Raw genomic sequence first — 26,985 nt, forward strand, 5'->3', positions numbered from 1 at the left:
ACCGAAAGCACCACTGACGGAGGACAAAAATGAGCACCACAACACCGGTTGCCCACCGCATCGATACACCAACCAACCAGGGCAAGGAAGCACGGCTGGCGGACATCAGGTCTTACTACAACGCCGTAGCCGATGACTACCGTGCCTGGAGCCCCGGCATGAACATGCACTTCGGCTACTGGTCCTGGAAAGTCAACCCCTTGGGCCGCGAAGCCATGCTGGAACGCATGAACCTGGAAGTGTTGCGCCGCCTGGCCTTGCCACGCAGCGGGGCCGTGCTGCTGGCCGACCTGGGCTGTGGCGCGGGAGCTACTGCCAGGTCCATCGTCAAGAACCGCAAGCACAGCACCGTGGACGCCGTCACGCTGGTGGCGCGGCAAATTGTCCAGGGCGCCCAGCTCAACCAGGCTGCGGCCTTGCACAACCAGGTGCGCTTTCACCTGGCCGACTATGTGGACACCGACCTGCGTACAGGCGCTTACGACGGCGTTTACGCGCTGGAAAGCGCCTGCCATGCGCCCGGGGCCGACAAACGCGCACTGGTGCGCGAGGCGACACGCTTGCTGCGGCCCGGTGGCACGCTGGTGATTACCGACGCCTTTCGGCGCAACAGCAAGCCTCTGCCCGGATTCATGGAGCGAATCTACAGGCTTTGGTGCCGCAACTGGGCGGTCAACGAACTGGCGGAGAAACACGCGCTGCACGCTGCGCTTGCCAGCCACGGATTCACCGACATCCGTTTTCAGGACATCAGCCTGCGCCTGGCGCCCAGCGCCCTGCAGATCCCGTTGTTCGCCACACGCTTCGCATTGCGTGAACTATGGCGAGCCCGGTTCCGCCTGTCGCCGCTGCGCCGCGGCCACATCGTGGCGTCCTATGCGGCCTTCCTGCTGGGCATGTGGCTGCCGGGTTTTGGCTACTACATGGTCACCGCCCGCAAACCGGCGGACAGTGATACATTGCCACGGCATAAAATCAACTGATCAGTGCGCTTTTTCCCAGTTGGCGCCAATGCCGATCTCGGCCAGCAGCGGCACCTTGAGTTCGGCCACACCGGCCATCAGGCGCGGGATCTCGGTGCGTAACCATTCGACTTCGGCCTCGGGTACCTCAAACACCAGCTCGTCATGCACCTGCATGATCATCCTGGTGGCGCGCTTTTCCGCATCGAGCACGTCCTGCACCTTGACCATGCTGAGCTTGATCAGGTCGGCCGCCGTGCCCTGCATAGGCGCGTTGATGGCCTGCCTTTCGGCTGCTTTTTTTCTGGGGCCATTGCCGCCGTTGATCTCCGACAGGTACAGGCGCCGACCGAACACGGTCTCGACGAAGTGGTTCTCGCGGGCAAACACCACGGTCTGTTCCATGTAGTTCTTCACGCCGGGGTAACGCTGGAAATATTTGTCGATGTAAGCCGCAGCGGCCTTGGTCTCGATGCCCAGGTTGCGCGCCAGACCGAAGCTGCTCATGCCGTAGATCAGCCCGAAGTTGATGACCTTGGCATAACGCCGCTGCTCGCTGCTGACTTGGGCCAGGTCTACGCCGAACACTTCAGCGGCCGTGGCGCGATGCACGTCCAGGCCGTCGGTGAAAGCGCGCAGTAGCGCCTCGTCACCGCTGAGGTGGGCCATGATGCGCAACTCGATCTGTGAATAGTCGGCGCTCGCAATCACGCTGCCGGCAGGCGCCACAAAAGCCTCGCGCACGCGCCGGCCTTCCGGCGTGCGCACCGGGATGTTCTGCAGGTTGGGGTCGTTGCTGGACAGGCGCCCGGTCACGGCCACGGCCTGCGCATAGTGTGTGTGCACCCTGCCCGTGCGCGGCAACGCGAGCTGCGCCAGCTTGTCGGTGTAGGTGCCCTTGAGCTTGCTGAGCGAGCGATGCTCCAGCAGCTTGGCCGGCAGCGGGTAATCCTCCGCGAGTTTTTCAAGCACCTCCTCGTCGGTGCTGCGCGCGCCGCTGGGCGTCTTCTTGATCACCGGCATGCCCAGCTTGTCGAAGAATATTTCGCCGAGCTGTTTCGGGCTGCCGAGATTGAAAGGCTGGCCAGCGATTTCGTAGGCTTCTGCTTCGAGCTGCAAGATGCGCTGGCCCAGTTCGTGACTTTGCGTGGCCAGCATGGGCGCGTCGATCAGCACGCCATTGCGCTCGATGCGGTACAGCGCCTCGCTGCTCTGCATTTCGAGCTCATAGATAAAGCGCAACTTCTCGTTGGCCTGCAGCTGCGGCCACAAGACACGGTGCACGTCCAGGGTCTGGTCCGAGTCTTCGCACGAATACTCGGCCGCCTTCGCAATGTCAACCTGGTTGAACTTGATCTGGTGCGCGCCCTTGCCGCACAGGTCTTCGTAGTTGATGCCGCTGCGGCCCACATGGCGCTCGGCCAGGCTGGCCAGGCCATGCGGCTTGTGCACTTCGAGCACATAACTCTGCAGCATGGTGTCGTGCTGATACCCCTGCACCTCGATGCCGTGGTTGGCAAGCACATGGCGGTCGTACTTGACGTGTTGTCCCAGCTTGGCTCTGGCCGGGTTTTCCAGCCAGGGTTTGAGCCGCGCCAGTACCTCGCCCTGCGGCAGTTGCGCCGGCGCGTCCGGGTAGTCGTGCGTCAGGGGAATGTAGGCCGCCTCGCCCGGCGTGACGCTGAAGCTCAGGCCCACGATCTGGGCCAGCATTTCGTCCAACGAAGTGGTTTCGGTGTCTAGCGCAACCAGCTCAGCCGCCTCGATCTTCGCGAGCCAACGGTCGAAGGCTTCCCAGGTCAGCACGGTGTCATAGTTCAGGTTGCTTGCGCGTTCCGCCGGCGGTGTCTCGACGAGAGGCGCTTCGTCAAAAAGACCAGGGGAGTCCGCCCTGCCGCCCGTACCTCCCGGGGGGGGTGGCTTGTGCCGCCCCTCGGGTCCGCCAATCAGCTCCGGCGGCGTGCTTTCGATGTCGATCTGCCGGACCAGGCCCTTGAAGCCATATTTTTCATAAAAAACCTTCAAAGCCTCCGTCTGCTGGGCGCCAATTGCTATTGAATCCAGAGCAGGCAGGCCGGCGACGTAGTCCACAAGCTCGCAGTCTTTCTTGATGGTCAGCAGCTCGCGGCCCTTGGGCAGCCAGTCCAGCGACTGGCGCAGGTTCTCTCCAACGACACCCTTGATTTCGCCAGCACGGGCCACCAGCGCGTCCAGCGAGCCGTATTCGAGCAGCCATTTCACCGCCGTCTTGGGGCCGACCTTGGGAACGCCGGGCACATTGTCCACCGCATCACCAACCAGGGCCTGGTAGTCCACCATCAGCCGCGGCGGCACGCCAAATTCAGCCTCGACCCCGGCTAGGTCACGCCGGCGGTCGTTCATGGTGTCGATCACGGTGATGTGTTCATCGACCAGTTGGCTCAGGTCCTTGTCGCCGCTGGAGATGATGACTTCGATGCCCTGCTTCGAGCCCATGCAGGCCAGGGTGCCGATCACGTCGTCGGCCTCCACGCCGGGCACGGTCAGGACTTTCCAGCCCAGCAGCTCGACCACTTCATGGATGGGTTCGACCTGGCTGCGCAAGTCGTCGGGCATGGGCGAGCGCTGGGCCTTGTACTCGGGATACAACGCGTCACGAAAGGTTGGACCTTTGGCGTCAAACACGCAGGCGGCGTAGTCGGCCCGAACGTCCTTGCGCAGCTTCTGCATCATGTTGACCATGCCGCGTATGGCGCCCGTCGCCGGGCTTTGCGGGTCACCGGGGTTGGCGCGCAGGTCCGGCATGGCGTGAAAGGCGCGGTAAAGGTAGCTGGAGCCGTCCACCAGCAGAAGTGTTTTTTTATCGGTGCTCATGGCGCCAATTGTCACCGTTTTGCAGGCTCTATCCACCGTGGTTCCGGCCCCCTACAATGCAGGCATGCAACACCCTTTTTGCTCCCTTTTGCTCGCCACTGCTGCCTCTGTGCTGGCTTGCGTCCCGGCCCTGGCCCAGACAGCCGCACCCGCTGCGGCCCCGGCACCAGCCCCTGCCGTGGAGCCCGGCACCAACCCGGCCAGCCGCCGGCCGGATGCCGCAATTCAGCGCATCCGCACCGAAGACGCCGGTTCGCGCATCGACGAAGTGCGCGTCGGGGGTGAGACGCAAAGCATCACGGTACAGCCCAAAACCAATGTGCCGGCCTACGAAGTGCTGCCATCGGACTCCACCAAGGGCGGCGGCACGGCCCCGTCCAAATCAGGCGCCGGCGCTACCGGCAGCCGTGTCTGGAACGTCCTCAAGTTCTAGTTTTCCCTTCAGTTTCAGTTTCAGTCCCAGGCATGGCCGTTTACACCGAAGTCTCGTTCGACGAGGCCGCTCCCCTTTTGCATTCGCTCGGACTGGGGCAGCTGCAAACCCTGGACGCCTGTTCGGGCGGCATTGAAAATACCAACTACTTCGCCGACACCGACCAGGGCCGTTACGTCCTGACCCTGTTTGAGCGCCTGGGCTTTGAGCAGTTGCCGTTTTATCTGCATCTGATGAAACACCTGGCGCAGCGCGGCATTCCGGTGCCCGAACCGCACGCCGCCGTCACGGCAGACGCCGGCAGCCAGCCCGGCGACATCCTGCACCGGCTCAAGAACAAACCCGCCGCCGTCGTGGACCGTTTGCGCGGCGGCAGCGAACTCGCTCCCACGCCTGCTCACTGCGCTGCAGTGGGCGACATGCTGGCGCGCATGCACCTGGCGGGGCAGGATTTTCCGCGCCAGCAAGCCAACCTGCGCGGCCTGCCCTGGTGGAACGAAACCGTGCCGGTGGTGCTGCCCTACCTCAGCGCTGAACAATCCAGCCTGATCCTGTCCGAGCTGGCCTACCAGAACCATGTAGCGGCGTCCTCGGCCTGGCAGGCTTTGCCACGCGGGCCTGTCCATGCCGACCTGTTTCGCGACAACGTGATGTTCGAGGGTGAAGGCAGCCAGATGCGCCTCACCGGATTTTTTGATTTTTACTTCGCCGGCTGGGACGCCCTGCTGTTTGACATCGGCGTCAGCCTCAACGACTGGTGCGTGGACCTGGCCACCGGCGAGGGCGACGCCGCGCGGACCCGGGCCTTCCTGGCAGCCTACCAGGCCGTGCGTCCACTCACTTCGCAGGAGCGCAGCCTGCTGCCGGCCATGCAAAGGGCCGGTGCCCTGCGTTTCTGGATCTCGCGACTGTGGGACTTTTACCTGCCGCGCGAGGCAGCCCTGCTGCAGGCGCACGACCCGGGCCATTTCGAGCGGGTGCTGCGCCAGCGGGTGGCCCACCCCTGCGGCCTAGCATCCTGAATTTGTGAGCTCGCTGCCGGCCGCAGGAAACTGGCAAGCCGCCGTTTTTGAAGCAAACTGCCCTGCCGGCGTTAAATTGTTCACCGAGTCCGCCTTTTTTAGCCTTTTTGACTGAGCCTGGACAGGCTTGACCCCTCAACATGCACCTCACGCAATGAAACTAAACATCGTTCCCGCACGTACTGGCATCACATGGGTCAAGCTCGGCATACAAACCTTCTTCAAGCAGCCACTGGCGCTGGCTGGCCTGTTTTTCATGTACATGGCGGCGGCTACGCTGGCATCGCTGATTCCCTTCGTTGGCGTGGTTCTGGCGCTGGCCATCGTGCCGGCAGCCACACTCGGGCTGATGGCGGCCACGCTGGAAGCCACCAAAGGCCGTTTCCCCATGCCCGCCATCCTGGTCAGCGCTTTCCGGGCGGGCCAGCAGCGCGGCCGTGCCATGATGGTTCTGGGCTTCCTGTACGCGGCGGCATGCCTGCTGATTGTTTCCGTGGTGCCGCTGTTTTTCGAGGTGCCGGTCAGCCGCGAAAGTGCCCTTGCCCCGGAGATGCAGGGCGCGATGCTGATGATCATGGTCCTGTATTTGCCGATTTCAGTGCTGTTCTGGCATGCCCCTGCCCTGGTGCACTGGCATGGCGTGGCGCCGGTCAAAAGCCTGTTTTTCAGTGCCGTCGTCTGTTTCAGGAATGCCGGCGCCTATGTGCTGTTCGGCCTCACCTGGATGGTGGTGCTCATGGTCATTGGCCTGGCCGTGAGCTTGCTTGCCGGCCTGCTGGCCAGCCCCGAAGCGGCAGCCGCGCTGGTCATGCCGGCCGCACTGCTGATGGCCGCCATGTTTTCAAGCTCGCTTTATTTCACCTTTCGCGACAGTTTTGATGCTTCCCCGACCGACGATCCTGACAACACCGACAACAACCCCACCCCAGGAGAAACACCATGACACAGCACCTGCTGCAAGGCCGGCAAGAAAAAGAAATTTTGTGGTTCCAGAGGCGTGACGCGCTCAAGGCCGCCGCGGCCTGGGTGGCCATGGGCGGATTGCCGGCCGCCCTCGCACAGCAACGCAGCAACATCGTGCAGCTGAACGGCGACGCCACCATCAATGGCAATCGCCTGAATCCACAGCAAACGATTCAGACCGGGGACGAGATCCAGACCGGACCGGGCGCCAGCCTGGTGTTCGTGATCGGCAATTCGGCCTTCCAGGTACGTCAGAACTCGCGCCTGTCGGTGGAACGCGGCGCCACGCTCAATGCGGTCAGCCTGCTGCGCCTGCTGACAGGCGCCGTGGCCAGCGTCTGGGGCAAGGGGGTGAACCGCTCGATTGTCATGCCTACCCTGACTGCGGGCATACGCGGCACCGGCGTGTATGCGGAGGTTTTTGCCGACCGGGGCAACCGCAACTATTTCTGCAACTGCTATGGCACGGTGGACCTGGGCGCGAGCGGGCAAAAGCAGCTGTCCCAGGCGCAATACCACCAGTCCTTCTGGGCCGACGCCGAGCCCAAGAACGGGCTTTACCTGTCCCCGGCCCAGGCCCTGAACCACACTGACGAAGAGCTGGAATTCCTGGCCGGGCTGGTGGACCAGCGCACAGCCTGGCAGATTGTCGGCCGAAAAGGGACCAAGGACGGCAGCGGCAGGATGACGTACTGAGCCTTGAGGAAGCCAGCCGACAAGCGGCTTTCAAGCGCCGCAACGGCGCCCCTTGCGCTCAGTTCTTCGCCTTGTACTCCGTGATTGCCTTGCTGAGGTCTGCGTACTCTTCGCAGGTCTTGTTGCCGCAGATTTTTTCCAGCTCAGCCAGATGTTTTTCGGCCTCCTGCGGCCGTTTCTCCGTCAAGTAAGCCTGCCCGATGTACTCATGCGCACCCTTGTGCCGGGGGTCGAGTTTGAGCGCCGTGTAGTAGTGCTCGAACGCCTTGGTGATGTCGGGCGTGGGACGCTTCCTGTAGCTATAACCCAGCAGGTTGTGCACGTCCGCGTTGCGCGGCTCCTCACGCGCAGCGACGGTCAGCTCGGACATGGCCCGATTCCAGTCCTTGGCCGCAATGGCCGTGCGGGCGTTGCCCAGGCGGTCGCTCACTGACGTACGTGGCGCGGTGGGGTTGCTGCCGGGGGTGTCGGCGGCATGGGCCACAGCGGTGCAGGCCGCCAGGGCAAGAAACAAGAGCTTGATGTTCATCGCAAAGTCTCCGGAAAAAGGCGTTGGTGCCGACTATATGCACGCAGGAAAACGCCAACTGGATGCGGCATCATGTCACGATTCCTGAAATCAAAAAGGTGCCAGGCGAGCTGCGCCATGACGCAGCCGGCAAAAACTGCGCCCTGCTTTAAAACGCGTCGCCGGAGGCGTTCTGCAGCCTCCTGACCAGGGCCACCAGTTGCGGCCGCACCTGGGTCATCAAAAACTGCGGCGACAGGTTAAAGCCCGGGCCGCCGCAATTGACCACCATCATCGAACGCCCGCCGGTCGGGCGGAAGGCAGCGGCAATCGCATTGACGTCCTTCTGCCAATCGCCAAACGAGGCGCAGCAGCCGTGCTCGCGGTAGTGCGCCAGCGCCGACTCCAGCGCCTCCCGGGTTTGGGGCCAGGCCGCCTCATCCTGGCCTCGAATGCGCTCCATGAGGTCGCTGCGCTCACTGTCGCTGCAACCGGACAGGTAGGCGCGGCCCATCGCGGTACTGGCCAGCGGGATACGTGAACCGACATCCAGGCTGAGCGTGAGCGCGGACTCGCTACGGCAGTTTTCGACGTAAATCATACTCAGGCGGTCGCGAATGCCTAGCGACACCATGGCCTGCGAACTCTCGGCCAGCTCCTGCATCACTGGTCTGGCCAGCTGGCGCATATCCATGCGCGCCAGCATGGCGCTGCCGAGTGCCAGCACCGCACTGCCCAGCCGGTAGCCGGCATGACCATGGTTGTCCTGGGCGTGCTCCAGATAGCCATGTTTGGTCAGCGTGTAGGTCAGGCGCGAAATCGTCGACTTGGGCAAGCCGCAGCGGCGCGCCAGCTCCTGGTTGCCCAGCGTCCGGTCGCGTGAGCGAAAAGCGCTCAGCACATCCAGCCCACGTGCCAAAGCTGTCACAAAGTGCCGGTCTTCCTTGGCATGAACAAGGCTGACTGTTCTGGAGATCGTCAGGGTGGAAACAGGAGTTCTGGACATCGGTAGTTCTGCATTGCGGAATTAAAAGCCCAATCATTGTGGCATCTAGACAGTCTGTTTATCCCCACAACTCGGGAAATCCATAAGTGTAAATGTGTCAGAGTGTTTCAGAATCAGCTTGTGGGATTAAGAAATTAGTTCTGCAATGCAGAACACGCAGACGTCATCAACCATTGAGGAGAACCTGATGCAAAACAAGATAATTCAGCCCGCGGTCTGGGCCCTGGGCTTTGCCGCCTTGCTGTCGTTTGTCCTTCCCGGCCACGCGGCGCCGGGACGCGAAGATCTGGTGATCGGGCAGGTGGCGCCGCTGACTGGCGTGATCGCTGGAACCGGCAACGAATACGTGGCCGGTGGCGCAGCGTATTTCGCTTATATCAATGACAACGGCGGCATTTACGGCCGCAAGATCCGCGTTGCCCTCAAGGACGACAGCTACAAGCCGGATCAGACCCTGGCCCTGACGCGCCAACTGCTGGCCGAAGACAAGCCGCTGGCGCTGTTCGGCTTTGTCGGCACCGGCAACGTGCTGGCCCTGAACAAAAACAAGGTGCTGGAAGACGCCGGCATTGCGCTGCTGGCGCCTTATACCGGAGCCAAGGATCTGCGCGACCCGATGAACCCGCAGATCTTCCACATCCGGGCCAGCTACACCGACGAGACCGCGCGCATGGTGGAGCATCTGCACACCATCGGCCTGCGCCGCTTCGCCGTGATGTACCAGGACGATCCTTTTGGCAAAAGCGGCCTGGTGGGTGCTGAAAGCGCGTTGCAAAAACTCGGCATGAAGGCTGTGGCCACGGGCGCTTATGACCGCACCAAGCCTGACGAAGTTGATGCAGCGGTCGCCGCCATTGCCCCGGCCAATCCAGACGCCATCATCATGGTCTCGGTCAACCGGGCCTCAGCTGCCTTCATCAAAAAAATGCGGGCGCAGGGCAGCAAGGCTCGGCTGTTCAGCATCTCAGTGGTGAATTTCAAGGAGCTATTGAAAAACGCCGGCGAGGACAACGCCCGCGGCATCGGCATTTCACAGGTCATGCCTTATCCCTATTCCACGCTGGCGCCAGTGGCCCGCGAGTTCCAGACCCTGATGGCCAAGTACCAGCCGGACAAGGTGATTTCCTACGCCAGCATGGAGTCCTTCATCGCAGCCAAGATTCTTGTGGAAGCCATACGCCGCAGCGGTGCCGATCCTACCCGGGCGAAAATCATCAGCCAGCTCGAAAAAATGAACAGCTATGACGTGGGAGGCTTCAAGGTGAGTTTCTCGCCGGAAAACCACGTCGGCTCGAAATTTGTCGAAGTGACCGTGATCGGACGGGACGGAAGGCTGCTTAGATAGCGCGACGTACTTCCAGGATCTCGTACTCGATCGCTTCCCGGTAGGTCCTGGCATCATGCAGCGCCAGGTGCAGCAGGATCCGGGCGGCATGCGCCTTGATGACGCGGGGCAGCAAGGCGCCGACAAGCACCAGTGGCAGCCCCCACCACACATAGCCGGACAGGGCCAGCGCCGCGCCTATGCCCAGGAGCGGCAATGAAATGCCGATCACGAACAGCCGGTGCTTGACGTATTTCTGCGCACGCTCTGGGTTGACGATCAGACGAAAACGGCCCATGGGCAGGCCGGTCTTGAACTCCTGGTGGCTGACCTCGACGGTCGCCTCGTCTGCTTCAGGATTGATTTCTGTCTCGTTCATTGTTCTCTCGCGGGCGGTTTGGTCGTCTGGCCGATCTTAACCAAGGCTTAAACCACCGTGAGCTTGGCCACACTCAGCGCCAGCCATTTCACCCCATGCCGCGTGAAATTGATTTGTGCCCGGGCATCGTCACCGCTGCCCTCGAGCATCATCACCTTGCCTTCGCCAAACCTGGCGTGAAACACCTCGATGCCGGTTTTCAAGCCATGCGAAGGCGCATTGCGCTGCGGCGGCACCGGTGGATTGGTGAATTTGTCGCCGCTCTGGTTTTTTGAGGAAAAAGCGGCCTTGGCCCAATCCCCACGGGCGCCAGCGGCTCCTGAATTTGTAGCGCCCCAGGCACCTCCGTGACCACCATAGGCCTGCGCGAAACCCTGATTTTTCGTCGTGATCCATTTCAGCGCCGCCTCCGGCAGCTCATCAAAAAAGCGGCTTTTCAGGTTGTAGCGGGTCTGGCCATGCAGCATGCGCGTCTGCGAATGGCTGAGGTACAGGCGCTGGCGCGCACGCGTGATCGCCACATACATCAGGCGACGCTCTTCCTCGATGCCACCGGCGTCGCTCAATGAATTTTCATGCGGAAAGATGCCGTCTTCCAGGCCGGAGATGAATACGCAGTCGAACTCCAGGCCTTTGGACGAATGCACCGTCATCAGTTGCACCGCATCCTGCCCGGCCTGCGCCTGGTTGTCACCGGACTCAAGCGCGGCGTGGGTCAGGAAAGCGGCCAGCGGCGACAGTGTTTCGCCGGTCTCCTGGTCTGGCGCCAGCAATTCCGGCAGTGGCTCGTCGCTTGGCGCCACGGATGGGTCCAGCCCCTGGCTGGCTGGCGATTGCGACAGCGCAGTGCCGAGTTCATCGACCGGCAGTGCCACCGCATCGCGGCCGAAACCCTCCATGCTCACAAATGACTCGGCAGCGTTCACCAGTTCGCCCAGATTCTCGAGCCGGTCCTGGCCTTCCTTCTCGAGCTGGTAATGCTCTTCCAGCCCGCTGTGCTGCAGCACCAGTTCGATGATCTCGCGCAGGCTCAGGCCCGGCGTCTGCTCGCGCAGCACATCGATTTTGGCGACGAAGGCGCCGAGGTTGGTGCCAGCCTTGCCGGGCACGGCACTGACCGCGTCATGCAGCGAGCAGCCCGAGGCGCGCGCCACGTCCTGCAACTGCTCGATGCTACGCAGGCCAATGCCGCGCGGGGGGAAGTTGACGATGCGCATGAAGCTGGTGTCGTCATGCGGGTTGTCCATCAGGCGTAAATAAGCCAGGGCGTGTTTGATCTCGGCTCGCTCGAAAAAGCGCAGGCCGCCATAGACGCGGTAAGGAATCCCGTTGTTGAACAGCGCGGTTTCCATGACCCGGCTTTGCGCATTGCTGCGGTAGAGCAGCGCGATCTCCTTGCGCTCGGTGCCGTCACGCACCAGTTGCCGCACTTCGTCGACAAACCACTGGGCCTCGCCGAAATCCGACGCCGCTTCAAACACACGCACCGGCTCACCAGGGCCGGCCTCGGTGCGCAGGTTTTTGCCCAGGCGCTTGCTGTTGTGGCTGATCAGTTCGTTGGCCGAATCCAGAATGTTGCCGAAGCTGCGGTAGTTGCGCTCCAGTTTGATCTGATGCTGCACATGGAACTCACGCACGAAATCGGCCATATTGCCCACACGTGCGCCGCGGAAAGCGTAAATGCTCTGGTCATCATCGCCCACCGCCACCACGGAGCCGCCCGGCATCGCGTGATCACCCGTCGCGGCATCGTCACCCTGCCCGGCCAGCATCTTGATCCAGGCGTACTGCAGCTTGTTGGTGTCCTGGAACTCGTCGATCAGGATGTGCCGGAAGCGCCGCTGGTAATGCTCGCGCACCGGAGCGTTGTCGCGCAGCAGCTCATAGCTGCGCAGCATCAGCTCGCCGAAATCGACCACGCCTTCGCGCTGGCACTGCTCTTCATAAAGCGCGTAAATCTCGGCCTTCTTTCGCGTCTCTTCATCGCGCATCACCACGTCTTTGGCGCGCTGGCCGTCTTCCTTGCAGCCCGCGATGAACCACATCAGTTGCTTGGGTGGAAAGCGCTCGTCGTCGATGTTGAACTGCTTGCACAGGCGCTTGATCGCCGACAGCTGGTCCTGCGTGTCCAGGATCTGGAAGGTGGACGGCAGGTTGGCGAGCTTGTAGTGCGCGCGCAAAAAGCGGTTGCACAGACCGTGGAAGGTGCCTATCCACATGCCGCGCACATTGACGGGCAGCATGGCGGAAAGGCGCGTCAGCATTTCCTTGGCCGCCTTGTTGGTAAAGGTCACCGCCAGGACGCCGCCGGGCGAAACGTAGCCGTTTTGCAGCAGCCAGGCGATGCGGGTGGTCAGCACCCGCGTCTTGCCGGAACCGGCGCCAGCCAGGATCAGCGCATGCGTGTTGGGCAGCGTGACCGCTGCGAGTTGCTCCGGATTGAGGTTGTGCAGGAGGGGGGAGCTGGGGACTTCTGGGAACATCCCCCATTGTAGAAAGAACACCGGCACCGTCACGGTGCAGGGATGCTTCCCCGTCCGCTCGAAGCAGATTTCTCTTAATCAGCCAGGGCCGCGGGTCTGGCTTTGCCAGCCCGCAGGCGCAGCGCCCCCTCGGGGGGCAGGGAGTTACACGCAGTGAGCGACCGTGGGGGCTCTAGCTCCCGTCCGTCTTCAGAATGGTCTCGCCCTTGAGCGCGCCTACGTCACGGATGGCCATGCGGTGGCGCTTCCAGCCGCCCCAGGTGCGGCGAAAATTCGCCAGTGAAATGCCGTAGTAGATCGCCTTGAACACCCGCAACCGCCCCCAGAACGGCGTCTTGCCAAAAATGTCTCCGGCCAGGAGCGATAGCAGTGCTTCCTTGACGCGAAAGGGATTGGCGGGATGCATGAACATCTCCCGAATGGTCGGATTGGTGACGCGGTAAATGAACCACGAATACTCGCTCGGCCCTTTGCGCATCATGGTCTCAAAGCTTTTGCGCACGGCAGGGAGGTCAGCCGGCTGATCCAGCGCAGTGGCGACCAGCTCCGCGCCGTCGAATGCACTGTGCATCGCCAGATACACGCCCGAAGAAAACATCGGGTCGATGAAGGTATACGCATCACCCAGCATCAGGTAGCGGTCACCGGTAGCGTGGGTGCTGCTGTAGGAAAAATTGCCGGTGGCGTGCACCGCGTCATCCACGAGCGTGGCATTGGCCAGGCGTCGCTTGAGTTCTGGCGCCAGAGCGATGGTGTCCATGAAAAACTCGCGCAGCGGCTTCTCGCGGGTCTTCAGGTAATACGGCCAGCACACTGCACCGACGCTGGTTGTGCCATCGGCCAGCGGAATGAACCAGAACCAGCCGTGCGGGAACCAGCAGATGCTGATGTTGCCTTCGCGCTTGCCCTCCAGCCGCTCGACGTTGGTGAAATGGCCAAACAAAGCGGTGCTGTTGTGCTCCCTGCTTTTTGCCTTGGAACGCAACTTGTTGGCCAGCAGCGTATCGCGGCCGGAAGCGTCCACCACGAAGCGGGCGCGCCAGCTGCGCTTCGCCCCGTCATTCATCTCGGCCTGAACGCTGGCGCCCTCCGCGTCAAACACCACATCGCGTACGGTACAACCTTCGATTGTTTTCGCCCCGCGCGTTGCGGCATTGCGAAACAGAAGTTCGTCCAGCTCGGAACGCCGCACCTGCCAGGCCGAAGGCATCGTTTTGTCCCATGCATCGGCAAATTCGATGTAGCTGCAGTGTGCATGTTCCGGTGACACAAATTCGATGCCCCACTTGGGCATGCCGATGCGATCCACCTGGTCGCGTACACCCAGCCGTTCAAAAAGCTCCACATTAGCCGGAAGCAACGATTCACCGATATGAAACCGGGGATGGTGCGTCTTTTCAAGCAGTACGACGTCTCGTCCTTGAGCGGCCAGCAGGGCCGCAATCGTAGAGCCGGCGGGGCCGCCACCTACAACAAGCACATCACAGCAGGGAATCGGGTTTTCGTTCATGGGTAGGCCGGTGGGGTAAAGACACATGCGCTGCATATGCCTGCGATGACAGAAGGACCCGCAGGGTACCACCCCGCCCCCATGAGGGCACAAACTTTTACAGCGGCCCTGACCGCCAGCACTCATTTATATATAGAGATATAGAGCCGGTAGAGGCTTGGCAACGATTGCATCGCCGCACATTGCGGTACCAGCCATATTTTTGTGCGCTCGCACCCAGCCATGCACTGGAAGTGCACAGCCCGCAGCTTTTGCCCTGGTCACTGGCGGGTTTTACGCACCTTTATAGATATTGGAAAGCGCTGAAAGGCCATTTTCGGCTGGCACAGCTTTTGCTCAGCATAACTTGTCATAACAAGTTGGTGCCCACATGAATCCCAGGCTTCGCAACACCCCGCTCCACGCGGTCCCGGAAAGCCCGCAGCCCACGGCTGAGGCGGTCATGCAACCCGAATCGCCCACGCCCTTGTACGCACAGATCAAGGACATCCTGCGGGCGCGCATTCTTGACGGCAGCTACCAGCCGCACCAGCAGATGCCCTCGGAAAGCGAAATGATGGCGCTCTTCAATGTGAGCCGCATCACGGTGCGCCAGGCGCTGAACGACTTGCAGAACGAAGGCCTGATTTTCCGCATGCACGGCAAGGGCACCTTTGTCTCCAAGCCCAAAGCCTTCCAGGATCTGGGCCGGCTGCAGGGCTTTGGCGAAGCGATGCGCCAGATGGGCTACGAAACCTTTGCCCGCGTTGTCTCAATTCGAACCGTGACGCCCACCGCGCAAGTACAAGAACGGCTCCAGTTGCCGAAAAGGGCACGCGTCACCGAACTGCAGCGGCTGCGCTTCCTCAACCGTGAACCGATTTCACTGGACGTCACCTACTTGCCGACCGCTCTGGGTAACCGGCTTGCCAAGGAAGACCTCGCCACCCGCGACGTATTTGTGATTCTCGAAAACGACTATGGGCTCTCGCTCGGCCACGCTGATTTGCAGATTGGCTCAACCCTGGCAGATGACAACCTCGCCACCCAGCTGCGCGTGGAAGAGGGCTCGCCTGTGCTGGTCATAGAGCGCACTACGCATACCAGCGATGGCACGCCGGTGGACTATGAGCACCTCTATTACCGCGGCGACGCCTTCCAGTACCGGGTGCGCGTCGATCGCGTTCCTGTCCAGCACGTTTGAACCGAAAGGCACACATGAAAACGATTGAACTCGAATACGACATCGTGGTGGTCGGTGGAGGCACCGGCGGCCCGATGGCGGCTGTGAAAGCCAAGGAAAAAAACCCGAAGCTGCGCGTCCTCCTGGTGGACAAGGCCAACGTCAAGCGCAGCGGCGCCATCTCCATGGGCATGGACGGATTGAACAACGCCGTGATTCCCGGCCATGCCACACCCGAGCAATACACCAAGGAAATCACCGTCGCCAACGATGGTGTGGTGGACCAGAAAGGCGTGTACGCCTATGCGGCCAACAGCTTCGCCATGATCGAGGAGCTCGACAAGTGGGGCATCAAATTCGAGAAAGACGAAACCGGTGACTACGCGGTGCGCAAGGTACACCACCTGGGCAGCTATGTGTTGCCCATGCCCGAAGGCCACCACATGAAACGCGTGTTGTACCGGCAACTTAAGCGCGCACGAGTCGAGATAACCAACCGAGTGGTGATGACCCGCCTGCTCACCGGCCCATCCGGGGAAGTCGCCGGCGTCATGGGTTTCGACTGCCGCACCGCTGATTTTTATGTCATCAAGGCCAAGTCGGTCGTGATCTGTACCGGGGCCGCCGGACGCCTGGGGCTGCCGGCTTCTGGCTATCTGTTCGGCACCTACGAGAACCCCACCAACAGCGGAGAAGGCCATGTCATGGCTTATCACGCGGGAGCCGAGTTGACCAACCTGGAATGTTTCCAGATCAACCCCTTGATCAAGGACTACAACGGTCCTGCCTGCGCCTACGTGACAGGCCCGTTCGGCGGCTACACCTCGAACAACGCCGGCGAGCGTTTCATCGAGTGCGACTACTGGAGCGGCCAGATGATGATGGAGTTCTTCAACGAACTCGAAGGCGGCAAGGGCCCGGTATTCCTCAAGCTCGACCATCTGGCCGAAGAAACCATCTCGGAGATCGAGCACATCCTGCACACCAACGAGCGACCAAGCCGTGGCCGCTTCCATGAAGGGCGTGGCACAGACTACCGCAAGAGCATGATCGAGATGCACATCTCCGAGATCGGTTTTTGCAGCGGCCACAGCGCATCCGGCATCTGGACCAACGAAAAGGGCGAGTGCTCGATCCCGGGGCTGTACGCTGCCGGGGACTGCGCCAGCATTCCGCACAACTACATGCTCGGTGCCTTTGTCTACGGCAAGTTCTGTGGCGAAAACGCGGCCGACTATGTTTCGGGCATTGAGCAACCGCGCTTCGAGCAGGACAAGGTGCAGGCCGAGCGCGAGCGCGTGCTGGCCCCCCTGTCGCGCAGCGAAGGCCTCACGCCCTTCCAGGTGGAATACAAGACCCGCCGCATCGTCAACGACTACCTGCAGCCGCCCAAGGTCACGCGCAAGATGGAGATCGGCCTGCAGCGCTTCGATGAGATCCGCGAAGACCTTGATTCCATGATCGCCGCCGACCCGCACGAACTGATGCGTGCCATGGAAGCCCACACCATCCGCGACTGCGCCGAACTGGCGGCCCGTGCCTCCCTGTTCCGCACCGAAAGCCGCTGGGGCCTGTACCACCTGTGTGTGGACCATCCGGAAAAGGACGACGAGAACTGGTTTTGCCACACCAACGTCACCAGCGACGCAAAAGGCAAGGCCGTGTTCCGCAAACGCGCCATCGAACCCTACGTCGTCGAGCTCAACGAGCAGGAAAAGTCCGCCTACCAGCGCCTGCGCGTCGCCCGCCCCGCCCAAGCCGCCTGAACCCCTACCCCCGGAGAAATACCATGACCATTGCCATCACCCGCACCCAGGCCCCCGTCGTAGTCGACGAGGAGAAATGTATCGCCGACAAGGGCTGCACGGTCTGTGTCGACGTCTGCCCGCTGGACGTTCTAGCCATCGACCTGGTGAAAAACAAGGCCTTCATGAAGTTCGACGAATGCTGGTATTGCATGCCCTGCGAAAAGGACTGCCCCACCGGTGCGGTGCACGTCAACATCCCCTATCTGGTGCGCTGAGGAAGCTGACCATGAATGCCATGATCACACCCACTAGCATCCATGAACGCCTGCGCAGCCCCGACGCCGGCGTGCGCCGGATCGCCGTGATTGACCTGCCTTATACCGACGAGGAAGACGACGTTGCCCCGCTGCTCACCGCGGCCCTGGCCGATACCGATGCGCAAGTCCGGCTGGAAGCCGCGAAGGCGCTGGAGGGCTTCGAGGAAGCCGAGGTGCTGGTGCAACTGGTACCCCTGCTCAAGGACAGCTCCGCTGAGGTGCGCGACGCCGTCGCTTACACCCTGGCCGAGTTGAAGCAGCCGGCTTCAGCCACCCAGCTTCTACCCTATCTCACCGACAGCGACCCCGGCGTGCGTGCCGCTGCGCTGCACGCGGTGCGCGCCCTGCGGGTCAACGAAGCTTTTGAACCGGCCCTGCACGCATTGCAGCACGAAGACGCCATGGTCAGGCGTGCTGCCGTGGGGGTGTTGGGTTACCTGAAGAATCCGCAGGCCATCGGCACCCTGACCCAGGCGGCGGTTCATGACGCGGATCCGGAAGTACGCCGCGTGGCCGTGGGGGCCCTCGGTTACGCCGGCGAGTCGGCCGAGATCAGTGTCCACCCGGCGCTGAGCCGGGCCCTGACCGATCCGGCCTGGCAAGTCCGCGAGGAAGCAGCCACCACCTTTGCCAAGCTGGGCTCGGCGCTGGGTGTCCCCGATCTGGTGCGTGCCATGGACGACGACTATTGGCAGGTTCGCGTCAAGGCGGCGCGCAGCCTGGGCAAGCTCAAGGCCAGGGGCGGTGTCGAGGTGCTTTGCCAGGCCCTGCAACATGCAGTGAGCAACCTGCGCAAGGAAGCGGTGATTGCACTGGGGGAAGTGGGCGATCCGCGAGCGATCACGCACCTGGAGCGCGCCCTTCACGACAGCGACCCCGATGTGCGCAAACTCGCCAAGCTGGCCCTGGCCAGCATCCAGATGAGCGGGGCCATTGCAACAGGAGACCTGCCATGACCCACCTTGTCACCGAAGCCTGCATACGCTGCAAATACACCGACTGCGTGGCCGTTTGTCCGGTGGAGTGTTTCCACGAAGGACCGAACTTCCTGGTGATTGACCCGCAGGTCTGCATCGATTGCGGCGTCTGCATTCCGGAGTGTCCCGTGGAGGCCATCGTCGAGGAAAAAGACCTGCCCGCCGGTCAGAAGGAATACCTGGCACTGAATACGGAACTGGCCGCGAAATGGCCCCTCATTACCCAGTCGCGTGAGCCACTTCCCGACGCCGACGACTGGGCGAACCGACAGGACAAAAGAGCGCTGCTGACGGAGAGCGCCTGATTCGCCGAAGGAGACAGACGTGGTATCGAACTTGCGATACCGACCCCGAGGACTTGTGAAACCAGCCTGGAGATCATGATGACTTCTTACCTCTCTGCCTTTTCGTCCCTTCACGCCAAGCTTGCGATGCCGCGCTGGCGACCCACCCTGCTTCTCGCCCTTGCGCTGCTGCCCGGCCTGGCGGCGTCCCAGGCCAAGGAGGTGGTGACCATCGGCATCGGCACCCAGAACACCACCACCAACACCGTCACCGGTGGCGTGGTGCTGAAGGAAATGAAGCTGATCGAAAAATACCTGCCCAAGACCGGCAAGTACAAGGACATCGAGTTCAAGCTCGACTGGCAAAACGCCACCTCGGGCCCGCCCATCATCAACGGCATGATGGCCAAGAAGCTGCAGATCGGCATGATGGGTGACTACCCGCTGCTGGTGGCGGGCGCTACCGGCCAGTCGCAGCCGGGCAACGAAACCCAGCTCATTGCCACCATCGCCTACAACGCCTTCGGCTCGGGCAACGGCATCGTCGTGCACAAGGATTCACCCTACTACGAGTTCGCCGATCTCAAAGGCAAGGTCGTCTCGGTGCCTTTCGGCTCCGCGGCGCATGGCATGGTGCTGCAGGCGCTGCAGTCGCGCAACCTCCCGCCCGACTTCTTCAGTCTCGTGAGCCAAAGCCCCGAGGTGGGCACCACCAACCTGCAGGAAAAGAAAATCGACGCGCATGCCGACTTCGTGCCCTTCGCGGACCTGCTGCCCTACCGTGGTTTTGCCCGCAAGATCTTCGATGGCGTGCAAACCAATGTGCCCACCTTCCATGGCGTGATCGTGCGCAAGGATTTCGCCGAGCAGTACCCCGAGGTGGTGGTCGCTTACATCCGCGCGCTGATGGAAGCCAACGCCTGGCTCAAGGCCGACCCGGTGCGCGCCGCGACAAAGGTGGAGGAATGGACCAAGATCGAGAAGGAAGTCGCCTACCTGTACCTTGGCCCAGGCGGCATCCATACGCTCGATCCGACCATCAAGCCGCGCTGGCTCGACACGATCAAGATCGGCCACGGCGTGCTCACTGAACTCAAACGCGTGAAACCGCTGGACATCAATGCCTGGGTCAACGAAACCTACGTGCGTGAGGCATTCAAGCAGGTCAAGCTCGACTACGACGCACAAAAGCAGTCGATGGCATCGTTCGACATCACCGGCACCGACAAGCTGTGCAAGACCCCTGTCGCGCGGCCCAAGGAAGCCGGCGAGGTGTGGATCGACGGTGCAGGTGTGGAGCCGCACGCCTCGCCGCTGTGCACCTTGGGTGCCATCGCCAAGCTTGAAGCTGCGGGCAAAAAGATCCGTGTGGCCTACCTGATCGACCACGCCCTGGGCATCAAGGTGTTTGCCGACAAGGCCTTCTACGCCATCAACGCAAGCGACGCCAAAAAGCCTGTGATCGTGCCTTTCCTGCTGAAAAAGGATGCCGAGAGCCACGCAGCCAAAATCGGCGGCAAGCTCGCCAGCTACAGCGAAGCTCTGACGACCGCGTCGGCCCCCTTCTGATCGGTTTGCCGGAGTCCACCATGTCCATTGCCCCGCTGCGCCGCGTCCAAGACGCAGAAACCTTTGTCCCCCGGGTCGCGGCCGAGCCGGCCGTGGCCCAGAATCACCTGGCCGAGGTTGTCAAACTGCCTGCAGCCGAACACGAACCCCCGTTCCATCCTGCCGTCGCGCCCTCCCACGACGCCGTGACCTGGCTGGGCGACTGGGTTCGGCGCCAGGGCCTCGCGGCCGTGCTGGCGGTGTGCTCCCTGGGCGGCATGGTGTTGTTCTGGCATGTGGTCACGACGTACCGGATCGACTTCTACATCCGCTTCGCCAACATCCCCACCCCGGCCGATGTGTGGCAGTCGGTCGTGCAGGCGGGCAGCAACGGTAAATTCATCACTAACGTCGGCATGAGCTTGCGCCGCATTTTCATCGGCTTTGCGCTGGCTGGCGTTCTCGGCGTGGCCATCGGCCTGGTGATCGGGCGTTACCGAAGGATGCACGAGCTGCTGTTTCCCGCGATGGAAGCACTGCGGCCCATTCCAGCCATCGCGTGGGTGCCGATCTCCATCATGTTATGGCCCGACAACGAAGTGAGCATTGTCTTCATCACTTTCATCGGCGCCTTTTTCCCCATCCTGCTCAACACGGTGAGCGGCGTGCAGGCGGTGGACTCGGTGCTGCTGCGTGCAGGCCAGTGCCTCGGTGCCCTGGAGCGGCAAATCCTGTGGCACGTGGTGCTGCCAGGCGCCGCGCCGCAGATTTTCACCGGTCTGGCGGTAGGCATGGGCGTGGCATGGGTTTCGCTGATTGCAGCCGAAATGATCTCGGGCCAGTTCGGCATTGGCTACTTCACCTGGGAAGCCTATTCACTGATCGCCTACGCCGACATCGTGCTCGGGATGATCACCATCGGCGTGCTCGGCCTGCTGTGCAGCTGGCTCATTCGTGCCGCGGGAAAACTCCTCATGCCCTGGCTTGAATTTTCGAAGCTCGGAGGTCGCTCATGAACCCGAATCACGACACCGGCCATATCGAGGTGCGAAACCTCAGCATGGTCTTTGGCAGCGCGCAGCAGCGCGTACACGCCATCAACGATGTGTCGCTGCATGTGGCGCCCGGCGAGTTTGTCTCAATCATCGGACCTTCAGGCTGCGGAAAATCCACCCTGCTCAACGTGGTGGCTGGTTTCAGCCAGGCCACGCAGGGCGAAGCGCTGCTCGACGGCCGCAAGATCACCGGTCCGGGCTCCGACCGCGGCGTGGTGTTCCAGCAGTACTCCCTGTTTCCGTGGATGTCGGTTCGACGTAACGTCGAGTTCGGCCTGAAGATGCAAAACGTTGCGCCGAACAGGCGCGAGACTACGGCACGCACCCTGCTCGGCCTGGCGGGTTTGCTGGCCTTCGAGAATCACTACCCCGACCAGCTCTCCGGCGGCATGAAGCAACGCGTGGGTATCGTGCGGGCGCTGGCCACCAGCCCGCAGGTGATGCTGATGGACGAACCTTTCGGCGCGCTCGATTCGCAGACCCGCGTGGTGATGCAGCAGATCCTGACCAACATGTGGCAGCGCATGCGCCTGTCGGTGTTGTTCATCACACATGACATAGAAGAAGCCATCTTTCTCTCTGACCGCGTGTACGTGATGACAGCCCGCCCAGGGCGCATCAAGGCAGAGATCGAAATTCCGTTGCCGCGCCCGCGAACCGCCGAGATGATGTCTTCGATGGCCTTCACACAGGTGCTGCACAAGCTACGAAACCTGATCCGCGAAGAGAGCCTGGCTGCCATGGGCAACGAGCTCGACAGCGGTGGCCTGGAAGGTTTTGCGGTCGATGTCAATGCCGGGGGCGTCGGCGAGCTAATCTAAATCTGAATGCGGCCCGACAGGCGATATGGCCTTTTTTGTGCAGCAGCCTCATAGCCCCAAAACCATGAATTACATCTACCCCTCCGACATCACCGACCACCGCCAGAGCGGTGTACTCGAAATCGCCTGGCCAGACGGCAAGGTGGGACACCTCTCCCACAGCTTGCTGCGATTGCGTTGCCGTTGCGCTGGCTGCGAGCAATTGCGGCGAAGCGGCACGCTGCCCACCCAGGCCGACCCGTCGCTGCGTCTGGTGGCCATCGAGCCGGTAGGCGACAAAGGGCTGAACCTGACGTTCAGCGACGGCCATGACCGGGGCATTTACCCCTGGCCCTATCTTCACGAACTCTCATTGGGAGGCCCTGCATGAGCAATTTCTTCGAGGCGAAAGTTCTGACGGTGCACCACTGGACGGACCGGCTGTTTTCCTTCACCTGCACCCGGGACCCGGGCTTCCGTTACCAGAGCGGACAGTTCACGATGATCGGGCTCAACGTTGACGGGCGCCCGTTGATGCGTGCGTACAGCATGGTGAGCCCCCACTACGACGAAACCCTTGAATTTCTCAGCATCAAGGTGGCCGACGGTCCCCTGACCTCCCGGTTGCAGCACATCCAGCCGGGCGATACCGTGCTGGTGGGCCGCAAGGCTTCGGGCACGCTACTGACGCAGAACCTGCTTCCCGGCCGCACCTTGTACCTGCTCGGCACCGGCACCGGGCTGGCGCCCTTCATGAGCATGATTCGCGACCCCGAGGTTTACGAGCAGTTTGAAAAAGTTGTCCTGATACATGGCTGCCGCCAGGTGGCCGAGCTGGCCTATGCCGGACTGATCACCACCGAGATGCCGCGCAACGAATGGTTTGGCGAGCAGGTCAAGCGTCAGCTGGTCTACTATCCCACCGTCACACGCGAAGCCTTTCGCCACCAGGGGCGTATTCCGACCTTGCTGGAGACCGGCCAGCTCTGTAGGGAAGCAGGACTTGCGGCGCTGGACCCGGCGCACGACCGCTTCATGCTGTGCGGCAGCCCGGCCATGCTCAAGGACACGCGGGCGCTTCTGGACAAGCTGGGGCTCGCCGAGGGCAACATGAGCCACCCCGGCCACTACGTCATCGAACGCGCGTTTGTCGACAAGTAGGCATGCGGTCGATGATGCTGCGCTACATGCGCATGCCTGCCTGGCAAAGCTGGGGACTGGCGCTGCCGGGCGCGGGTCTGTGTGTGCTGATTGCCATGGCTGCGAGCTTCGTGGCCAGCCTGCAGGGCGGCACGCCGATGCTGTATGCGCTGCTCTTCGGCACAGCCTTGCATTACCTGCACGCGGAAGTCCGAACGGCGCCTGGCGTTCGCTTTTGCGCCGGCACGCTTTTGCGCCTGGGCGTCGGCCTGCTCGGTGCCCGCATCACCCTGAGCCAGATTGCCGCCCTGGGCTGGCCGACCGTCCTCATCACCATCCTCGGCGCAGCGAGCACCTTGCTGGCAGGGGTGGCGCTAGCGCGGCGCCTGCGCCTGCCGGCTAGCCTGGGGGTGCTCGCGGGTGGGGCCACTGCCATCTGCGGGGCTTCCGCCGCCATGGCCATTGCTGCCGTGCTGCCTCAGAGCGCTGAGCGGGAACGCGAGACCCTGTCCGTGGTGGTGCTGGCCACCTTGCTGTCCACGGTCGCGATGCTGGCCTACCCATTGGCCGCCAGCTTTCTGCACCTGCCGCCCGCACTTGCCGGCTTGTTTATAGGCGGCAGCATCCACGATGTGGCCCAGGTGGTGGTGGCCGGGTATGCACTCGGCAATGAGACGGGGGACGCCGCGTCCGTCGTGAAACTGCTCAGGGTCAGCCTGCTCGCCCTTGTGGTGATGGGGGTGGCGCTGGCGTTTCGTCAGCGGGGCGGTGCCGCGCTGCCAGCATCCAGCCGGCCGCCCCTGGTTCCCGGTTTTGTGCTGCTCTTCCTCGCCATGGCGGCCTGGCATTCGCTGGGCTTGTTGCCAGTCCCGTTGCAGGCCGGCCTGGGTCAGGCTTCGCAGGCCTGCCTCACCGTCGGTGTGGCGGCGCTCGGCATGAAGACTTCCTTCCTCGAACTGACGCGCTCGGGCCGGCGCACGGCCTTGCTCATGGGCTTCACCACCGCCTGGATAGGCTTCTTGATGCTGGGCGGCGCACTGTGGCTGCGGATGGAAAACCCATAAAGTTCTGCCCGCCTGCAACTTCTGCGAACATACGCAGAATTTTTGGGGTACGCATGACTACAGGTTTTGGCTCTTCAGGGTCCGCATGGCTGGCAGCCTGCCTTTTAGCTGCCGGCGTCGGCTTGGCCGGCATTGCACGCGCGCAGTCGTCCTGTTCCAGCGATGGCCAAAGCCGGCCGGTGGTGCTGCTTGAACGTTTCATCAACGCCGACTGTGCCGATTGCTGGACAGACCCCGCCACACCGCGTGCCGGCCGGGGGGCGGTAGTGCTGGACTGGGTGTTGCCCGGTGGCCAGGGCGACAACGCCCCGCTCTCCGCGGTGGCCAGCCGCGACGCACTCAAGCGCCTGGAAGCGCTGGGCATCACACCACCACCCGCGGGCCTGAACCGCAAAACCCAGGTGCAGGGACAAGGCAGCAAGCTGCGCGTGGCTCGTGGCCTGCCGGTTTCCGGCTACATGGGCGCCTCGATAGAACTTCAGGCGCCTGCCCCTGCCACCGCCCAGACCTGGACCGCCTGGCTCGCGCTGGTGGAAGTCCTGCCCGCAGGCACCGAAAGCTCGCCCGTACCTCGAAATTTGGTTCGAAACCTCATCCAGCCCATATGGGACGGGCGCAAGCAGCTATCAAATAAAGAGCGACTGCGCTTCATCGAATCACGCTCAATGGACATTCCTGCTGGCATGAAAGCCGACAGAGCCCAGGTGATTGGTTGGGCAGAGGATGCGCAGGGGCGCGTGGTGGCCGCAGCACAATCCCGCTGCGGCGGCAAATAAAGCGCATTCGTGTTTTTGTATAGCCGCTATATGCGGGCAGGCCTCGTCCCGGCCCGCACAAGCGCATAGAATCAGTCACCGGGCCCAAGCAATTGCGCCCGGTTTTTTGTTTCTGCGCCAGCCGCAGGACGAACCGGTCCAGTCCAAGTGCCAAAGGATGCTCTGCCTAACTCCCGCCATGCGCGTTCGGATCCACAACGGGATGATTTGCTCGCCAACACCACGCAGCGTGTGCTGAAGCACACGCAAGGGGTTTGGTGAGGAAAGCGCCCGTTTTGGTCCGAACCCGAAGGGGCGTGGTTTTGCGGGCGATCCGCTTCGTTGCAAAACCAGGCAAGGCAGCCAGCCTTGCCTTGGGTTTTGCGCCTCGCGGCTCATCCCGCAAAAGCCCCGCCGAGCACGGCGCGAGTTAGGCAGAGCATCCTCAGTCTCCAACAGTTTTTAAAGGCTTGGGATTCATGGAAATCTTCGACTACGACAATGTTCTGCTGCTGCCGCGCAAATGCCGCGTGGAAAGCCGGTCCGAATGCGACGCGGGGGTCACGCTGGGCAACCGGCACTTTCGCATCCCCGTGGTGCCCGCCAACATGAAAACCGTGATCGACGAATCGATCTGCGTGTGGATGGCGAAAAGCGGGTATTTCTATGTAATGCACCGCTTCGATCTGGACAACCTGGCTTTTGTGAAACGCATGGCGACCGAGGGCGTGTATGCGTCGATCTCGCTGGGCGTCAAGAAGGCGGATTACGACACGGTAGACCAGCTGGTCGCCCACGGCCTGGCGCCCGACTACATCACCATCGACATTGCCCACGGCCATGCCGACACGGTGCAGCGCATGATCGGCTACCTCAAGGAAAAACTGCCCTCCTCCTTCGTAATTGCCGGCAACGTGGCCACGCCGGAAGCCGTGATTGATCTGGAAAACTGGGGCGCCGACGCGACCAAGGTCGGCATCGGCCCCGGCAAAGTCTGCATCACCAAGATGAAAACCGGCTTTGGCACAGGCGGCTGGCAACTCTCGGCGCTCAAGTGGTGCGCACGTGTAGCCACCAAACCCATCATTGCCGACGGCGGCATCCGGGAGCATGGCGACATTGCGAAATCCATCCGCTTCGGCGCGACCATGGTGATGATCGGCTCCATGCTGGCCGGGCTGGAGGAAAGCCCAGGCAAGACGGTGGAGGTTGATGGCCGGCTGTTCAAAGAGTACTACGGCAGTGCTTCGGACTTCAACAAGGGTGAATACAAACACGTTGAGGGCAAACGCATCCTGGAGCCGGTCAAGGGAAGCCTGAAAGACACGCTGCGCGAGATGGAAGAAGACGTGCAGAGCGCCATCAGTTATGCGGGCGGCACTCGGTTGATGGACATCCGCAAGGTCAACTACGTCATCCTGGGTGGCGACAACGCGGGCGAACATCTGCTGATGTAACAAGCTGTGGCAGCTCCCGGGGAGGGTACAGTCACCGCTCCTCCATGAAAATCCAAAACTGTGCCCACCGCTGCTATTGAAATACGACGGAAATATTCCCCCGAAGAAGAAGCCGCCCTGATGGCTGCCGTGCAGGACGCGATGACGCTGGCGTTGAAAGTTCCGCACTGGACGACGTCCATCCGGCTTTTTGTGCATGAGCCGCACCGCTTCACTGGCCCGCCGGACAAAGGCGACCGCTACACCCTGGTCACGATCGACTGCTTTGTCGGGCGCTCTGTCGAAACCAAGCGCGTGCTGTACCAGGCCATTGTGCAGAACCTGGGTTTGTGCGGCGTTCCCGCTGACCATCTCAAGGTGCTGCTGCGGGAAGCCCCGCGCGAGAACTGGGGCATTCGCGGCGGCCTGTCAGCTTCCGACATGGAACTGGGGTACGACGTCGATATCTAGTACTGCAACCCGGAAGTAGCGAAACAAGATGAAAGTGATGGCTTCGCGCCCAGGGCAAGGCGCAAGCCGCAGCGAAGGCTGTGCGCCTT

The 26,985-nt window shown here is 62.1% G+C and carries 26 protein-coding genes; 20 read left to right on the plus strand and 6 right to left on the minus strand.

Annotation, left to right across the window (positions count from 1 at the left end):
* Window positions 1-29 precede the first annotated feature (29 nt).
* On the plus strand, window positions 30-983 hold the full coding sequence (locus tag ABI660_RS06505) for a methyltransferase domain-containing protein (protein WP_348066108.1): 954 nt from the start codon (window positions 30-32) through the stop codon (window positions 981-983).
* Here ABI660_RS06505 and polA read toward each other — a convergent pair whose 3' ends face one another.
* Complete coding sequence (gene polA / locus ABI660_RS06510; RefSeq protein ID WP_348066109.1) at window positions 984-3,815, minus strand: DNA polymerase I; 2,832 nt, start codon at window positions 3,813-3,815, stop codon at window positions 984-986. It lies immediately after the preceding gene.
* A gap of 64 nt (window positions 3,816-3,879) precedes the next feature.
* Between polA and ABI660_RS06515 the strand changes: the two genes are divergently transcribed.
* The 4 genes from ABI660_RS06515 to ABI660_RS06530 all read left to right on the plus strand — a co-directional run bounded on the left by ABI660_RS06515 (window position 3,880) and on the right by ABI660_RS06530 (window position 6,929).
* On the plus strand, window positions 3,880-4,248 hold the full coding sequence (locus ABI660_RS06515) for a hypothetical protein (RefSeq protein WP_348066111.1): 369 nt from the start codon (window positions 3,880-3,882) through the stop codon (window positions 4,246-4,248).
* 32 nt (window positions 4,249-4,280) lie between these two features.
* The gene (locus tag ABI660_RS06520; RefSeq protein WP_348066113.1) at window positions 4,281-5,270 is read left to right on the plus strand and encodes a homoserine kinase; all 990 of its coding nucleotides are present in this window, start codon (window positions 4,281-4,283) and stop codon (window positions 5,268-5,270) included.
* Between the two features lie 154 nt (window positions 5,271-5,424).
* Window positions 5,425-6,213 carry a BPSS1780 family membrane protein gene (locus ABI660_RS06525; protein ID WP_348066115.1) on the plus strand — a complete coding sequence of 263 codons (789 nt, stop codon included), beginning with the start codon at window positions 5,425-5,427 and terminating at the stop codon, window positions 6,211-6,213.
* Complete coding sequence (locus tag ABI660_RS06530; protein ID WP_348066117.1) at window positions 6,210-6,929, plus strand: iron dicitrate transport regulator FecR; 720 nt, start codon at window positions 6,210-6,212, stop codon at window positions 6,927-6,929. The genes ABI660_RS06525 and ABI660_RS06530 overlap by 4 nt, the downstream gene beginning before the upstream one ends.
* A 58-nt stretch (window positions 6,930-6,987) precedes the next feature.
* Here the strand turns inward: ABI660_RS06530 and ABI660_RS06535 are convergent, their stop codons facing one another.
* Window positions 6,988-7,458, minus strand: coding sequence for a tetratricopeptide repeat protein (locus ABI660_RS06535; RefSeq protein ID WP_348066119.1), 471 nt, complete (start codon window positions 7,456-7,458; stop codon window positions 6,988-6,990).
* A 148-nt stretch (window positions 7,459-7,606) separates the two neighbouring features.
* Window positions 7,607-8,443 carry an IclR family transcriptional regulator gene (locus ABI660_RS06540; RefSeq protein ID WP_348066120.1) on the minus strand — a complete coding sequence of 279 codons (837 nt, stop codon included), beginning with the start codon at window positions 8,441-8,443 and terminating at the stop codon, window positions 7,607-7,609.
* Between the two features lie 187 nt (window positions 8,444-8,630).
* Here ABI660_RS06540 and ABI660_RS06545 point away from each other — a divergent pair, with 187 nt between their 5' ends.
* Window positions 8,631-9,788 (plus strand): ABC transporter substrate-binding protein, encoded by a 1,158-nt coding sequence (locus ABI660_RS06545; RefSeq protein ID WP_348066122.1) that lies wholly within the window; start codon window positions 8,631-8,633, stop codon window positions 9,786-9,788.
* Here the strand turns inward: ABI660_RS06545 and ABI660_RS06550 are convergent.
* From ABI660_RS06550 to ABI660_RS06560, 3 genes are all read right to left on the minus strand, one after another.
* Window positions 9,781-10,146, minus strand: a complete 366-nt coding sequence (locus ABI660_RS06550; protein ID WP_348066124.1) for a hypothetical protein — start codon at window positions 10,144-10,146, stop codon at window positions 9,781-9,783. The two genes, ABI660_RS06545 and ABI660_RS06550, sit on opposite strands and share 8 nt — an antisense overlap.
* Before the next feature lie 47 nt (window positions 10,147-10,193).
* Window positions 10,194-12,629 carry a UvrD-helicase domain-containing protein gene (locus ABI660_RS06555; protein WP_348066126.1) on the minus strand — a complete coding sequence of 812 codons (2,436 nt, stop codon included), beginning with the start codon at window positions 12,627-12,629 and terminating at the stop codon, window positions 10,194-10,196.
* A gap of 172 nt (window positions 12,630-12,801) precedes the next feature.
* Window positions 12,802-14,139 (minus strand): NAD(P)/FAD-dependent oxidoreductase, encoded by a 1,338-nt coding sequence (locus ABI660_RS06560; RefSeq protein WP_348066128.1) that lies wholly within the window; start codon window positions 14,137-14,139, stop codon window positions 12,802-12,804.
* A 442-nt stretch (window positions 14,140-14,581) separates the two neighbouring features.
* Here ABI660_RS06560 and ABI660_RS06565 point away from each other — a divergent pair, with 442 nt between their 5' ends.
* The 14 genes from ABI660_RS06565 (at window position 14,582) to ABI660_RS06630 (ending at window position 26,896) form a co-directional block, all read left to right on the plus strand.
* Window positions 14,582-15,322, plus strand: a complete 741-nt coding sequence (locus ABI660_RS06565; protein WP_348066130.1) for a GntR family transcriptional regulator — start codon at window positions 14,582-14,584, stop codon at window positions 15,320-15,322.
* A gap of 14 nt (window positions 15,323-15,336) precedes the next feature.
* Window positions 15,337-17,067, plus strand: a complete 1,731-nt coding sequence (locus tag ABI660_RS06570) for a fumarate reductase/succinate dehydrogenase flavoprotein subunit (protein WP_348066132.1) — start codon at window positions 15,337-15,339, stop codon at window positions 17,065-17,067.
* Between the two features lie 23 nt (window positions 17,068-17,090).
* Entirely contained in the window at window positions 17,091-17,324 is a 234-nt protein-coding gene (locus tag ABI660_RS06575; protein WP_305347446.1) for a ferredoxin family protein, read from the plus strand.
* Window positions 17,325-17,335: 11 nt separating this feature from the next.
* Window positions 17,336-18,322: a HEAT repeat domain-containing protein gene (locus tag ABI660_RS06580; protein ID WP_348066135.1), complete on the plus strand. Its 987-nt coding sequence runs from the start codon at window positions 17,336-17,338 to the stop codon at window positions 18,320-18,322.
* Entirely contained in the window at window positions 18,319-18,648 is a 330-nt protein-coding gene (fdxA, locus tag ABI660_RS06585) for a ferredoxin FdxA (protein WP_348066137.1), read from the plus strand. The genes ABI660_RS06580 and fdxA overlap by 4 nt, the downstream gene beginning before the upstream one ends.
* Before the next feature lie 78 nt (window positions 18,649-18,726).
* A complete protein-coding gene (locus ABI660_RS06590; RefSeq protein WP_348066139.1) occupies window positions 18,727-20,196 on the plus strand; it encodes an ABC transporter substrate-binding protein in 1,470 nt (489 codons plus the stop codon).
* A gap of 20 nt (window positions 20,197-20,216) precedes the next feature.
* On the plus strand, window positions 20,217-21,191 hold the full coding sequence (locus ABI660_RS06595) for an ABC transporter permease (protein ID WP_348066141.1): 975 nt from the start codon (window positions 20,217-20,219) through the stop codon (window positions 21,189-21,191).
* Entirely contained in the window at window positions 21,188-22,051 is an 864-nt protein-coding gene (locus ABI660_RS06600) for an ABC transporter ATP-binding protein (RefSeq protein ID WP_348066143.1), read from the plus strand. Before ABI660_RS06595 ends, ABI660_RS06600 begins: the two co-directional genes overlap by 4 nt.
* A gap of 64 nt (window positions 22,052-22,115) precedes the next feature.
* Window positions 22,116-22,421 (plus strand): DUF971 domain-containing protein, encoded by a 306-nt coding sequence (locus tag ABI660_RS06605; RefSeq protein WP_348066145.1) that lies wholly within the window; start codon window positions 22,116-22,118, stop codon window positions 22,419-22,421.
* Entirely contained in the window at window positions 22,418-23,191 is a 774-nt protein-coding gene (locus ABI660_RS06610) for a ferredoxin--NADP reductase (protein WP_348066147.1), read from the plus strand. Before ABI660_RS06605 ends, ABI660_RS06610 begins: the two co-directional genes overlap by 4 nt.
* Window positions 23,192-23,193: 2 nt before the next feature.
* Window positions 23,194-24,234, plus strand: coding sequence for a putative sulfate exporter family transporter (locus tag ABI660_RS06615; RefSeq protein WP_348066149.1), 1,041 nt, complete (start codon window positions 23,194-23,196; stop codon window positions 24,232-24,234).
* 53 nt (window positions 24,235-24,287) lie between these two features.
* Complete coding sequence (locus tag ABI660_RS06620) at window positions 24,288-25,010, plus strand: hypothetical protein (RefSeq protein WP_348066151.1); 723 nt, start codon at window positions 24,288-24,290, stop codon at window positions 25,008-25,010.
* Window positions 25,011-25,468: 458 nt separating this feature from the next.
* Window positions 25,469-26,446, plus strand: coding sequence for a GMP reductase (locus ABI660_RS06625; RefSeq protein ID WP_348066153.1), 978 nt, complete (start codon window positions 25,469-25,471; stop codon window positions 26,444-26,446).
* A gap of 60 nt (window positions 26,447-26,506) precedes the next feature.
* Window positions 26,507-26,896, plus strand: coding sequence for a tautomerase family protein (locus ABI660_RS06630; RefSeq protein WP_348066155.1), 390 nt, complete (start codon window positions 26,507-26,509; stop codon window positions 26,894-26,896).
* The last annotated feature ends 89 nt before the right edge of the window (window positions 26,897-26,985 follow it).

It is taken from the genome of Polaromonas sp., assembly GCF_039930745.1.
Lineage (GTDB): Bacteria > Pseudomonadota > Gammaproteobacteria > Burkholderiales > Burkholderiaceae_C > Polaromonas.